Genomic DNA, 12,806 nt, shown 5'->3' with positions numbered 1-12,806 from the left:
GATACTACGGTATATCTATCGATATGCCGTTTTTTAATTTTGTTCACTAAATCGACAAATTTAACACTGAATACTGATATAATAAGTATTAATAAGGTGGGTGGTTTATATGAAAAACATTAAAAACAGTCTGCTTATATTCTGGATTTTTTTTAAAGTCTCCCCTTCTACTTTTGGCGGCGGATACGTCATGATTCCAAAAATACATGAGGAAATTGTTAAAAAACATCAATTGATCAGCGAAGACGAAATTAAAGATATCCTGTCTTTGTCACAGTCAATACCCGGCGCTATTGCTATTAATACGGCACTTTTTGTCGGACAGAGAGTGAACGGCATAGTCGGTGCACTGGCTGCGGTCTCAGGCATCAATATTCCTACATTTACTATTGTTTTAGTACTTGGTTATTTTTACAGTGTTTCAAGTGATAATCCAGTCGTCTCATCTGCCATTCATGCTGTGACGATTTCAATCGTTGCAATGATTCTTTATGCTGCATTCATTTTATTCAAACATTCACGAATTGATATCTACTTTATCGCCATTTTAATATGCGGCATTATACTGCTGTTTTTTGTGCACCCGATTTACGTGTTGTTAACCGGTGCATTCATCGGCCTGGCTCGATCACTCTTTAGATAAGGAGGTAAATCAAATGGTCTATATTAATTTATTCATCACCTTTTTCATCATTGGACTTGTTTCTTTCGGCGGCGGCTATGCGATTCTGCCTCTTGTCGAAGAAGAAGTAATCAGCCATGGATGGATGACTACTGCTGAATTATCCAATGTCATTGCCCTTGCCAGTATGACGCCGGGCTCAATTGCCATCAACAGTTCTACGTTAGTCGGTTTTAATGTTGCCGGGGTTCTGGGTGCATTTATATCTACAACAGCTATGGTAATGCCTTCCTTAATTATTGTGGTGATTGTATCCAACCTGATCAGTAAAATATACAACCACCGAATTACTATCGGCTTTTTCCAAGGGCTGAGACCAGTAATTATTGCTTTAATTGTATATGCTGCAATCCGTTTTGGAATTACAAACGGCGTATTCCTTATTGAATTCAGCTATGAATCTTTAATCACACTGTTTATATTTATTCTCTCCGGAGTTTTGCTGTTCACACGGCTGAACCCGATGTATATTATTTTAATATCAGGTGTCCTTGGTATTATTTTATTTTAACGTATTGGATAAGCCCTGTTTATCAAGGATAACCGAATAATCCGCCATAAAATATTAAGCATGCTGTCATCAGGGGAACTCAATATCCAGAGGGACAATAAATTAATATGAAATTCAAATACTTAAACATTGAAAAAAGGGATGAGTTTTCATCCCTTTTCTTATATATTAATACAATTTCTAAATTCTGATAATTCTATAATTATACTACTGTGATATAATTTAGTTACATTCATAAAAGGAGGATAACTCATGGATATTGTTGATATGGTCAACTCTCAAGTTATTGCAGCAGTTCAAAAAGATGAACATTATAATCCTGCCAAGGAGAGCAGCTGTGATATAGTATTTCTTTTAAAAGGGAATTTAATGACAATTATTAATGATGTTGATGAACTCGAAAACACTTATAATAAAAGAACGTTTATACATTTTGATCTCATAGACGGCCTCTCAAGTTCACGAGCTGCCGTAGAGTATATTTCAAAAGTCGTGAAGCCTACAGGTATTATTTCCACTAAGCCTAATGTTTTAAAATATGCCAAAGAATTTGATCTTTCAACTATACAAAGAGTATTCCTATTTGATACAAACGCGCTGGAAAAAGCAATTTCAATGGCACGTTCATCTAAACCTGATGCCCTTGAAATAATGCCGGGAATTATTCCTGAAATTCTTGATCAATTAACCAGAAAGATATCTTTCCCGATAATTGCCGGAGGCTTAATCAACACACCGGAAGAAGTTCATAATATCCTTGCTTCAGGTGCGCTTGCTGTATCTTCTACAAATTCTAAAGTATGGCAGCTCGGACTATAAAGTATCGATTGATTTCACACTTTCAAGAATATACTTTGGCTTATCTTTACTATTCTCGAGAATGCTGCTGTCTGTTATTCCAGTCATAACCAGCACAGAACTCACTGCAGCTGTTTCATTAGCCATTCTTACGTCTGTTTCCAACCGATCACCTATCATATAGCAGTTCTCTTCCGGCAGATCAAGCACCTTATCGATAACATAATTCAACATTATTTGAGAAGGCTTCCCGATAACTTTAATCTTTTCATCAATTACACTCTCTATTGCACCAATCATAGCTGCGCAGTCCGGTATTTCCCCTTCCTGAATCGGACAGGTTTTATCAGGATTTGTTGCAATTAATACTGCACCTGCCTTCCATGCCTGGAAGGCAGTATTAATTTTGGAATAATTAAAATCTCTGTCCCATCCAATTAAAACATATTCAGCCTCATAAAAATGTTCTGTGATTGGAACTTCTGCATCCTCTATCTCTTCAACTAGTGTATGCTCTCCAATCACAAGTACCTTCCCATTCTCACTTAAATTCTTTTTTAAATACAAACCTGCGATATAGCTTGAAGTAATTACCTCACCAATCTCCACATCTATATTCATCTTTTTCAATTTAGACTGGTATTCTGAACGCTTTGAAATAGATTTGTTTGTTAAAAAAGCGACCTTATGTCCCTTCGTTTTAAGTTGCTGAATCGCTGCATCCGCACCCTCTATCAATTGATCACCTAAATATATTGTTCCATCCAAATCAAAAATATATCCTTTTGTATTCATAGATGCACCTCGGTATTATAATAATTTTTTCGAACCGATCATTCTGGCAACACCTTGTAATAAAAGAACAATCGCTATTAAAATGATAGACATCGCCGCTGCAGTATAATACTCAGCTCTCATAATATTTTGGAAAATCGCTAAACTCATAGGTGCCCATTGTGCCGGCGCCAATAGAATTGAAATACTTGTCTCTTTGATAACAGTTATAAAAACCAGTACAGATCCAGCCGCAATCCCCGGAAGCATCAGCGGTGCAATAATTGTAATAGCAGCTGTTAACGGCGTGGCTCCAAGATTTATAGCCGCTTCTTCGATATCCTGCTTAATCGCACGCATCGACCCCATAGTTGATCTAATCATGTAAGGAAGCCTTCTGATAGTGTATGCAATAATTAACAGGATTGCGGTTCCAGTAAGCTGTAACGGTGCAACATTAAACGTTTGAATTAAAGCTACCCCGTATGCAATACCAGGTACTACTAATGGTATTGACGTCATAAAATCTAATTTTGAAGAATTTTGTCTGACTACAAAGTATGAGATAAATGTTGAAATAATAACGCTCAAGATTAATGCACCGAGTGCAAGAATAATACTATTCTGTATACTTCCCAGTGACGAAGTGAATACTGATCTGTAGTTATCCAGAGTATATCCGGCAGGAAGTAAATCGGAGCCCCATGTTGTAGCTATCGACTGCATAAACACTGTCCCAATTGCTAGAACAGGTACAAGGACTACTACTAATGAGAAAATGAATAATACTGTGTTTGCAAGCTTATTGTCGTTTAGTTTGGGCTGTTTAGGTTTACCGGAAATGGACCCATAATTTTTCCCCTTAACCAGCAAGTGCTGCAGCCATAGGAATAATGCAGCAACGATAATCATAACCACAGTTAGGATTGCCGCTCCGCCCCAGTTAAAGAACCCTGAGATTTCCCTGTAGGCCTCAACTACGATTAAGTTCAGATTGGAGGGTGCCAATATAATTGGAGTTCCAAAATCTGAGAAACTGACGGTAAAAATCAATAATGCACTCGACAACATTCCCGGAATTGCGAGAGGGAATGTTACAAAAATAAATGTAAACCAGTTTTTCGCGCCCATATTCTGTGAAGACTCTTCCAGTGTTGCATCACTAATTTTAAATGCCGCTACCAATGGCCACAATGCATATGGGAAAAAGAAAAATATCTGTACAATCACTATGCCGGTAAAAGAATATGGATTAAGAAGCATTCCTTCGCCACCAAGCATATGATAGATTTGCGTCACCCATCCTGAACGTCCGAACATAATAATAAACGCATATGCAGAAATGAATGTAGGCACTATTAAAGGAATAATACATAATGCAGAAATAATTTTTTTAAACGGCATGGTAGTTCTCGCTATTGCATATGCAAGAGGTATGCACATTAAAGTAACCAGTACCATTACAAGCAGGGACATCAATAAACTGTTTCTCAAAGAAGAGAAGTAGCCGCCTGATAACATCCTGCTGTAATTTTCAAGAGATGATTCAGCAATGATGGATATGCTTGTTCTAAATGTCTCAAGACTGATAAAAGAACCTATTATATTTACAGGGACACCTGTAAAACTGATTAAGAATACTGATAAAAGAGGCAGAATCAGAAAGAGTCCAAAAAAAACATAGATCAGTATCTTCACAATTAACAATCCATTTATTTTATCTCTCATAGCAGAAGCACCCTTTCAAAAGGGATTGATAATTTCACCGGCGTTCCAGGATCATATACTTTCTCACCTGCCGAGTAAGTATGATCCACAATAAATTGAGTTCCCTGCGCTTGAATTTCATATCGGACACTTGGTCCGAGATATGTACTTATTTCCACAACCCCAGCGACATAATTATATCCCTCCTCTTCATTGATATTCTCTTCAACATACATATTAATGTGCTCCGGACGAATAACTACTTTCACATCTTTATTGTCACTTGTATGGTTCGTTTTTAACGACAATCCGCTCTCTAAAGTCACACTTTGAGAATCTCCATCACTTTTACTGCCGTTTAAAATATTTGATGTTCCTACAAAATCAGCAATAAATGGTGTTGATGGATTACTGTACAATTCAGTCGGTGTACCTAATTGAACGATTTCACCATTATTCAAAACAGCAATACGATCTGCCATGCTCATCGCTTCTTCCTGATCATGAGTAACAAAAATCGTTGTGATTCCCATTTCCTGCTGAATTCTTCTGATAGTATTTCTCATTGTATGTCTGAGCTTTTGATCCAGATTTGATAACGGTTCATCCATAAGAAGGACTGCAGGCTCCATAATTAAAGCACGCGCAAGTGCTACCCTCTGCTGCTGTCCGCCGGATAACTCACTGGTTAGTCTCTCAGCAAGATGCCCCAGCTCTACATAGTCCAGTATTTCTTTTACTTTTGTCTGGATTCTTTTTGGTCCTTTTCCAAATCTGCGGGACATCATTCTCAGATAAATAGGCAGATGCATAAAGAAATTAGTATTATTCAAATCTTTAATATTCAAACTGTATGCTACATTGTCGTACACTGTCATATGAGGAAACAGCGCATAACTTTGAAAGACCATTCCACAATTTCTTTTATTGGCAGGGACATTCTTCACTTCTTTGTCACCAATCAAAATGCTTCCCGAAGTCGGGTCTTCAAACCCTGCAATACATCTCATCGTGGTTGTCTTACCACATCCGGAAGGACCCAGAAGGGCGAAAAATTCGCCTTCCTGGATTTCCAGGTTTATATCTTTTAAAGCAGTAAAATCACCAAACTTTTTTTCAACATTTTTAATTTTGACAGATCCCATCGGTTCTCCCCCTAAAATTACTGATATCTGTTTCTCCACTCATCACGTACTCTGTCATAATTTTCATTCACCCAGTCAATATCCAGCTCCACTGCATGTTCTTTTGCGGTCTCTAAATCAAGTGGCGTCTGTGACTCTACATTTTCACTGATTGGAAGGTGCTGCCAATCTGCAATAATCTGCTGTGCTTCATCACTTAACATGAAATCGATAAATAATTTACCACCGTCCGGATTCGGACTGTCTGCCACTAATGCCGCAGGGTTAGCTATAACTGGTGTTAAATCCGGAATAATAAAGTCTACACTTTCACCATTGGACTGCTGCTCATATGCCATAAAGTCAAAACCTATACCAATATCTGTTTCCCCGAGAGACACTGCTGATGTTGGTGAAGATCCTGAGTCCGGAATAGAGTTTGCATGTTCAACCAATGTGTCAAAATACTCCCATGCTGAATCTTCCCCTTGTCTCATCATCTGATCCATGACCATTAAAGTAGCAGTCCCGGATGCTGCAGGGTTTGGAAACTGAAGTCCGTTTTCCCATTCAGGATCTAACAATTCATCCCATGAATTCGGAACTTCATCTTCTGAAAAGTTATCCGGATTATATGCAAAGCCGAGAACAAAGAGTTCAACGCCCGTGTAATATCCATCTTCATGTTTATATTTAATACCATCCTGTACTACTTCCCAATCTTCAGCTGCTTCAGGAGTATATTGTTCAAGAAGTCCCTGCTCAACAGCAGCTTCAAAAGGAAGAATACCTCCCCCGCCATACCAGACATCTGCCTGGGGATTGCCTTGTTCAGCCATCATTTGGTTCACCAGTACATTTGTACCGGCATAGTGAACATTCACATTAATACCGTGAAGTTCTTCGAATTTATTAGCAAGCTCCTGCGTGAACTCAGGTGTTTCCGGAGAATATACAGTAATTGAACCGCCTTCACCATCTCCACCGTCATCATTATTTGTTGCCACACCGCCTTCTCCGCCTTCATCTGCACAAGCAGTCAGCACAACCAGCATCAAAAACATTAACGCTGTAAATAGAAAATTCTTCTTCATAAAATTTCCCCTCCCTTTTTTGGATAAAAAAACACACCTAAAAAGCCCCCCACAGCTGTGGTCTCTTTTTTAGGTGTGTTCTCATATTCTCTACCTTAAAATTATGAAGTTAATATCCACTCTATAGGAAGCGCTTACATAAGTCAATGTATTTTTTGAATATTAGTAAAATTATTAAGTGCCTTTGATTTTAATACCTCACACCGGTAAATACACTGCGAAAATAATTAAAACACCAATCATGACAGCAATTTTAATTATTGAAATTCCTATATAACACAGCATTGATTTCCATAAGTAACGGGTTACAATCCTTTCAATAGTTTCTCCTACACCAAAATCACGTAATATTTTCATCGAATAACGGTTCTGCCAGATGTAAACAAAACATTCTTTAATTGTTAAAATAATATTCCCGGAAACGACTGCCAAGGACAGTAGAAATAATGTTGGGAGTACTTCCCGCTGACTAAGGTCATTAACGAAAACCGGCATAACCATCATAAATCCTGCAAACAAAGCTGCCAAAACAGTCAGCTGTATAAGCAGCCCCGTTATCACCCGGAATATCTGGACCAGGATCGCCGGATTTTCACGCCACTCTATAAAGCCTATAATCTTTGCAGCCTGACCCAGCGCTTCTGAATGTTCCGCCTTGATAAATGTTTCTTCTGTTTCAAAGCGTAATTTTTTCTGCCTTCCCTTCTCCACACGGACTGCTTCATTGGAATGTGGAATCACAATTCTATAGTCTCCTCCAGATTCACTATTTGCAAACCTGAAAAATGATTTCACGTTATCTTCACTTTCAATTTTTTCAGGCTTAACATCCCGGCTGACTTCGCTGCGGCTGAACCAGCTGAAGCGCGGACTGATTAAATAAGTAATAATAATGGTTCCTGCAAATGCAGCCAGCTCATACATAATCCCTTCCATTTTAAGACACCTCTGATATATTTTCTTCTGTTAATTATATCAGTAAAATCTCATCTGTTGTCGCCATTGATCAATGTGTTCATAATTGGCTGAGCTTTCCCTGATAAAAAGACACACATGAGTTCAATCCTCATGCATGCCTCCTTGTATCATTTTTTATTTTAAGTGTATCCTAAATTCAGTTTTTTCCACCTTACTGTTCCATATTTACAAACACACTTTTCACTTCAACATAATTGGAAATACCATAGTCTCCGCCCATTTCACGGCCGATACCTGACTGCTTGTAGCCGCCGAACGGCATGGTTTCAAGTTCAAGTCCGAAATCATTAATCCATACTGTACCCGCTTCAAGTTTAGACGCGATATAGTGTCCTTTTTTAATACTTTCTGTCCATACACTGGATGCGAGGCCGTAGTCGCTGTCGTTGGCACGCTTGATAACCTCTTCTACCTCATCAAACACAAACACCGACATCACAGGTCCGAATATTTCTTCTCTTGAAATTGTCATTTCATCTTCGACATCGGCAAAGATGGTCGGCTCGATAAAGAAGCCTTTATCTCCTTTACGTGAACCGCCGGTGATGAGTCTTGCACCTTCTTCTTTCCCTTTTTCAATGTAGCCGAGAATTGTCTGCATCTGACGTTCTGACACAATCGGACCCATATCTGTACTGTTGTCGAGACCGTCACCAAGTGTCAGAGCTTCCGCTTTTTCTTTCAGCTTCTCAATCACATCTTCATAAATCGAACGGTGCACAAAAACCCGGGTCGTCGCACTGCAGTTCTGACCGGCATTATACATTGTACCGTCAAAAATACCGTCAATTGATTTTTCAATGTCTGCATCACCAAGGACAATCGATGGTGATTTCCCGCCGAGTTCAAGTGTGACAGTTTTAACATCATCCGCTGCCTTTTTCATAATTTCCTTACCAGTACGTGTAGAGCCGGTAAACGCCACCTTATTCACATCTTTGTGCTGAACGAGAGCGTCACCTGTCGTACTTCCCGGCCCCGGCACAATATTGACGATACCGTCCGGAAATCCTGCTTCTTTAAATAATTTTGCTGCGTACAGCATGGACAGCGGCGTTTCCGATGCCGGCTTCAATACAACTGTACATCCTGCCGCAAGCGCAGAGGCAAGTTTCCATGCTGCCATCAGAAGCGGGAAATTCCACGGGATAATCTGCCCCGCAACACCGACCGGTTCATGAACTGTATAAGTCACATGACTGTTTGACACATTCGTTGTTTTACCGAAAATTTTAGTCGCCCATCCTGCATAATATCTAAACTGCTCCACTGTGCCGCCGATATCATCTTCCAGAGCCTGTTGATACGGCTTCCCGTTATCCAGTGATTCTATCTGCGCAAGTGCCTCACTGTTTGCTTCAATCACATCTGCGAGCTTATAAATTAACTTCGCACGGTCTGCCGGTTCCATTGTTGTCCATTCACCTTCAAATGCCTGTCTTGCAGCTTTGACTGCTTTGTCCACATCTTCCGCGCCGCCTTCAGCAACTGACGTAATGACTTCCTCATTTGACGGATTGACTACATCAAATGTCCTCCCTGACACTGACTGAACATATTCACCGTTAATATACAGTCCGGCTGTTTCATTCAAAAATTCTTTAACTTCAGGCTTTAATGCATCTCGTGACATTCACAACATCTCCTTAATTAATTTACATCCCGGGTAATACCGGATTAAATATTCTGTTAATTCAAGGGTATGATACGTCCTGTCTTAAAGTCAAAATTTTTCGCTCACACAAAATTATTTTCGTATTCTTTTAATGGTATGCGCCATTTCAATCGCCGCAACTGCCGCTTCACTTCCTTTATTACCGACTTTACCGCCCGCCCGGTCCACCGCCTGTTCAAGTGTTTCTGTCGTAATGACGCCGAATATCACCGGTACGCCGGTGGAAAGTCCCGCATGGCTGATTCCCTTTGCCGCCTCGCTGCAGACATAATCATAATGCGTCGTACTCCCGCGGATGACACAGCCGAGCGTAATGACACTGTCGTACTCCCCCGTTTCAGCAAGTGTCTTTGCCGCAAGCGGTATCTCAAACGCCCCCGGCACTTCCACAACTGTGACATTCTCTTCTTTTACACCATATTTGAATAAAGTGCTTCTCGCTCCTGAAAGCAGTCTTGATGTGATAAAGTCATTGAATGTTGCAACAACAACCGCCGTCTTTAAATTTTCACCGTTCATTGTATTTGTATGTGTCATATCATATCCTCCTGTAATAAATGCCCGAGTTTCTCTTTTTTTGTATTTAAGTAATCTCTGTTAAACCGGTTTGACTGAATCATATGCGGACGCTGATGCACTTTAATTCCTTCTTTTCTGAGCCCGTCGGCTTTCCTCGGGTTATTGCTCATCAGTGTCACCTGAAGGGCGCCGAGTTGTTTCAGCATGAAGGCAGCATCGTCATACGTTCTTAAGTCTGCATCAAAGCCGAGATGTTCATTCGCCGTCACCGTATCAAATCCCTGCTCAATGAGTTCATAGGCCTTTAACTTATTGGTCAGCCCGATGCCGCGTCCTTCCTGACGCATATAGAGAATAATACCGTCTTCTTCACTGATAATTTCCATCGCACGATCGAGCTGCTCACCGCAGTCACACCTTCTACTCCCGAAAACATCACCAGTCAGACACTCCGAGTGAATTCTGACATTCATCCCGGGTGTGATATCACCGTGGACCAGTGCCAGGTGGGAGATGCCGTCATGAGTGATAAAATCATACATTGTGAATGTCCCGTGTTCTGTCGGAAGATTCACCTTACTCCCCCGGGAGAGCGCGTGCTTCACATAATGTGTTAAGTCTTTAATCGTAATCATTTTAAGACCATGCCGCTGTTTATATTTTTCTAAATCATCTACTCTCGCCATTGTGCCGTCATCATTCATAATTTCGCATATGACCGCACATTCCGCTGCACCTGACAGTTTTGCGAGCGTGACTGCCGCTTCCGTATGTCCGCCGCGCTCCAATACACCGCCGGGTTTTGCGGTGAGCGGGAAGACGTGACCCGGCCGGTTAAAATCGCTGTCCTTTGATGTCCCGTTCATCAGTGCTTTCATTGTCATGAAACGTTCGTGTGCACTGATGCCGGTTGTTGTGTCGACATGATCGACTGACACAGTAAATGCAGTTTTAAAATCATCTGTATTATCCTCAGCCATCGGTGTTAAGTTGAGTGTTTCAGCAATTTCTGCAGATACAGGCGTACATATTAATCCTCTGCCGTGGATTGCCATAAAATTGACTGCATCACTGTCGATAAACTCTGTAATGCCGACAAGATCGCCTTCATTTTCCCTGTCTTCATCATCAGTGACAATAATCAGTTTTCCTGCTTTTAAATCCAAAAGGGCATCTTCTACAGTATCAAACATTTTAAAGCCCCCTTCCGCTGTGCATCAGGTGGTCAATATGCTTCATTACGAGGTCCGCTTCAATATTGACACTGCCGCCTGTGTCCCAGTGTTTTACAGCCGTATTCCTGAATGTTTCCGGAATAATATTCAATGTAAATCTGTCATGTTTAATTTCCACATCAAATAAAGTTAAACTGATTCCGTCAATCGTGACTGAACCTTTAGGAGACATGTACTTCATTAAACGGTGCGGACACTCTATATTCACCACTACTGCGCCGCCGTCTATTTTGATACCGGCAATTGTGCCTGTCCCGTCCACATGTCCTGAGACCATGTGACCGTCAAGCCTGCCGTTCATTTTCATTGCGCGCTCAAGATTCACTTCATCCGTCTCTTTCAAGCCGGATAAACTCGTGATACGTTTTGTTTCATTAATAATTTCTACTTTGAAATCATCTGTAGTGACAGCTGTCACTGTCAAACACGTGCCGTTTACTGAAACCGAGTCTCCGGTTGACAGTGTTTGAAATGGGTTTTGAAGGGTCAGAGTCATTAAATGGTCTGTATCTTTAACGGCTCGAACTTCAGAGGTATATTCGATTAATCCTGTAAACATAAAGCTGTCCTCCTGTAGGTGAGTTTAATATCAGAATCGAGCTTTTCAACATCATGCAGCATCAGCTTCAATGAATCCATATCATGAATTTTTTCATTATAAATCTGATAACTGGAATAACCAAATATTTTCGGGGCAATATATATTATGAGGTCATCAAATAATTCTTTCTTTAAAAATTGTGTCAAAATCCGTGTACCGCCTTCAATCAACAGCGATGAAACGCCTGCTTCAAATAAGTGTTCGAGAATTTCTTCATTTGAAAAAGAGCCGGTATGAATTTGACATGTACTGCTGAACTGCAGGTTTTTCTCATTGGTTGTGAAGATAACGGGCCTGACCGGATGATTGAACAATGCCATATCAGCACACAGCTCACGATTTCCGGCGAGAACGACGGGGACCGGCTGTCTGCCGGAGTCCTGACGTACGGTCAGCGCAGGGTCGTCATTTAAAAGTGTGCCGCCGCCGATTAAAATACCGTCGTGACGGTGCCTAATCTGATGCACATCCTGCCTCGACAAATCATTCGAGACGAAGCCGCTGTAACCGTCATCTGCAGCGAGCTTCCCGTCCAGACTGACCGCACATTTTAACGTAACGAACGGCCGCTTTTTATTTTTTGTGATCAAAAACGGTCTGTATAAATCAGCAGTACCTGGGTGCGGCATATAATGATAACCGATGCCGCTGCGGTTTAATTTCTCACCGCTCCGGCCGTCAAGCGTCGTATCTTTAAATGCATAGTACACATTTTTAATGCCTGCTTTGATTAATGCATCAACACAGGGCGGCGTCCTGCCGTGATGATTACACGGTTCAAGCGATATGAAAATATCCGCACCCTCCGGTGATTCATCACAGTCATTGAGTGCTTTCACTTCAGCGTGACTGCCGCCCGCCTTTAAGTGTGCACCCATACCGATGATCCTGCCTTCTTTGACAATGACCGCACCGACCGGCGGATTTTCACCCGTCTGTCCGGACACCATTTCAGCGAGTTCAACCGCTGTATTCATATATTGATTCAAGTTTTTCCCTCCTGAACAAAAAAGAGCCGTGGAAAATTAATCCATCGGCTCTTAAAAAATGTATGCTAAGGAAACGCTGCTTTTAAAAGCAACGCCAAATAAACGTCACAGAATATCAA

Annotated in this window: 13 protein-coding genes; 3 read left to right on the top strand and 10 right to left on the bottom strand. The window is 40.9% G+C overall.

All coding sequences use genetic code 11. The annotated features are described in order from the left end of the window. Positions 1-109: 109 nt before the first annotated feature. The 3 genes from ACFSX4_RS08935 (at position 110) to ACFSX4_RS08925 (ending at position 2,012) form a co-directional block, all read left to right on the top strand. Entirely contained in the window at positions 110-643 is a 534-nt protein-coding gene (locus tag ACFSX4_RS08935; RefSeq protein WP_377773758.1) for a chromate transporter, read from the top strand. A 13-nt stretch (positions 644-656) separates the two neighbouring features. After that, entirely contained in the window at positions 657-1,193 is a 537-nt protein-coding gene (locus ACFSX4_RS08930; RefSeq protein WP_377773756.1) for a chromate transporter, read from the top strand. A gap of 252 nt (positions 1,194-1,445) precedes the next feature. After that, positions 1,446-2,012, top strand: coding sequence for a glycerol-3-phosphate responsive antiterminator (locus ACFSX4_RS08925; RefSeq protein ID WP_377773754.1), 567 nt, complete (start codon positions 1,446-1,448; stop codon positions 2,010-2,012). Here the strand turns inward: ACFSX4_RS08925 and ACFSX4_RS08920 are convergent. The 10 genes from ACFSX4_RS08920 to ribD all read right to left on the bottom strand — a co-directional run bounded on the left by ACFSX4_RS08920 (position 2,007) and on the right by ribD (position 12,687). Next, complete coding sequence (locus ACFSX4_RS08920) at positions 2,007-2,786, bottom strand: HAD-IIA family hydrolase (protein WP_377773752.1); 780 nt, start codon at positions 2,784-2,786, stop codon at positions 2,007-2,009. The genes ACFSX4_RS08925 and ACFSX4_RS08920 overlap by 6 nt on opposite strands. Before the next feature lie 15 nt (positions 2,787-2,801). Continuing rightward, a complete protein-coding gene (locus ACFSX4_RS08915) occupies positions 2,802-4,493 on the bottom strand; it encodes an ABC transporter permease (RefSeq protein ID WP_377773750.1) in 1,692 nt (563 codons plus the stop codon). Then, entirely contained in the window at positions 4,490-5,617 is a 1,128-nt protein-coding gene (locus tag ACFSX4_RS08910) for an ABC transporter ATP-binding protein (RefSeq protein WP_377773748.1), read from the bottom strand. The genes ACFSX4_RS08915 and ACFSX4_RS08910 overlap by 4 nt, the downstream gene beginning before the upstream one ends. 17 nt (positions 5,618-5,634) lie before the next feature. Next, entirely contained in the window at positions 5,635-6,690 is a 1,056-nt protein-coding gene (locus ACFSX4_RS08905) for an ABC transporter substrate-binding protein (protein WP_377773746.1), read from the bottom strand. Positions 6,691-6,888: 198 nt separating this feature from the next. Then, a complete protein-coding gene (locus ACFSX4_RS08900; protein WP_377773744.1) occupies positions 6,889-7,626 on the bottom strand; it encodes a hypothetical protein in 738 nt (245 codons plus the stop codon). A 193-nt stretch (positions 7,627-7,819) separates the two neighbouring features. After that, positions 7,820-9,301, bottom strand: a complete 1,482-nt coding sequence (locus ACFSX4_RS08895) for an aldehyde dehydrogenase family protein (RefSeq protein WP_377773742.1) — start codon at positions 9,299-9,301, stop codon at positions 7,820-7,822. 114 nt (positions 9,302-9,415) lie between these two features. After that, entirely contained in the window at positions 9,416-9,880 is a 465-nt protein-coding gene (gene ribH, locus ACFSX4_RS08890) for a 6,7-dimethyl-8-ribityllumazine synthase (RefSeq protein WP_377773740.1), read from the bottom strand. Then, positions 9,877-11,055: a 3,4-dihydroxy-2-butanone-4-phosphate synthase gene (ribB, locus tag ACFSX4_RS08885; RefSeq protein ID WP_377773738.1), complete on the bottom strand. Its 1,179-nt coding sequence runs from the start codon at positions 11,053-11,055 to the stop codon at positions 9,877-9,879. The genes ribH and ribB overlap by 4 nt, the downstream gene beginning before the upstream one ends. Position 11,056: 1 nt before the next feature. Next, complete coding sequence (locus ACFSX4_RS08880) at positions 11,057-11,656, bottom strand: riboflavin synthase (protein ID WP_377773736.1); 600 nt, start codon at positions 11,654-11,656, stop codon at positions 11,057-11,059. Beyond that, positions 11,641-12,687: a bifunctional diaminohydroxyphosphoribosylaminopyrimidine deaminase/5-amino-6-(5-phosphoribosylamino)uracil reductase RibD gene (ribD, locus tag ACFSX4_RS08875; protein WP_377773734.1), complete on the bottom strand. Its 1,047-nt coding sequence runs from the start codon at positions 12,685-12,687 to the stop codon at positions 11,641-11,643. Before ribD ends, ACFSX4_RS08880 begins: the two co-directional genes overlap by 16 nt. Positions 12,688-12,806: the final 119 nt, after the last annotated feature.

The sequence above is a fragment of the Corticicoccus populi genome (genome assembly GCF_042686195.1).
In the GTDB taxonomy this organism is placed as follows: domain Bacteria; phylum Bacillota; class Bacilli; order Staphylococcales; family Salinicoccaceae; genus Corticicoccus; species Corticicoccus populi.
The sequence above is the reverse complement of the archived record's forward strand: the minus strand, read 5'-3'. Positions and strand labels throughout refer to the sequence as shown.

Bases quoted from the DNA above. Each gene is read 5' to 3' on its own strand.
- ACFSX4_RS08935 (WP_377773758.1), top strand. From the start codon at position 110: ATGAAAAACATTAAAAACAGTCTGCTTATATTCTGGATTTTTTTTAAA.
- ACFSX4_RS08930 (WP_377773756.1), top strand. From the start codon at position 657: ATGGTCTATATTAATTTATTCATCACCTTTTTCATCATTGGACTTGTT.
- ACFSX4_RS08925 (WP_377773754.1), top strand. From the start codon at position 1,446: ATGGATATTGTTGATATGGTCAACTCTCAAGTTATTGCAGCAGTTCAA.
- ACFSX4_RS08920 (WP_377773752.1), bottom strand. From the start codon at position 2,786: ATGAATACAAAAGGATATATTTTTGATTTGGATGGAACAATATATTTA.
- ACFSX4_RS08915 (WP_377773750.1), bottom strand. From the start codon at position 4,493: ATGAGAGATAAAATAAATGGATTGTTAATTGTGAAGATACTGATCTAT.
- ACFSX4_RS08910 (WP_377773748.1), bottom strand. From the start codon at position 5,617: ATGGGATCTGTCAAAATTAAAAATGTTGAAAAAAAGTTTGGTGATTTT.
- ACFSX4_RS08905 (WP_377773746.1), bottom strand. From the start codon at position 6,690: ATGAAGAAGAATTTTCTATTTACAGCGTTAATGTTTTTGATGCTGGTT.
- ACFSX4_RS08900 (WP_377773744.1), bottom strand. From the start codon at position 7,626: ATGGAAGGGATTATGTATGAGCTGGCTGCATTTGCAGGAACCATTATT.
- ACFSX4_RS08895 (WP_377773742.1), bottom strand. From the start codon at position 9,301: ATGTCACGAGATGCATTAAAGCCTGAAGTTAAAGAATTTTTGAATGAA.
- ribH (WP_377773740.1), bottom strand. From the start codon at position 9,880: ATGACACATACAAATACAATGAACGGTGAAAATTTAAAGACGGCGGTT.
- ribB (WP_377773738.1), bottom strand. From the start codon at position 11,055: ATGTTTGATACTGTAGAAGATGCCCTTTTGGATTTAAAAGCAGGAAAA.
- ACFSX4_RS08880 (WP_377773736.1), bottom strand. From the start codon at position 11,656: ATGTTTACAGGATTAATCGAATATACCTCTGAAGTTCGAGCCGTTAAA.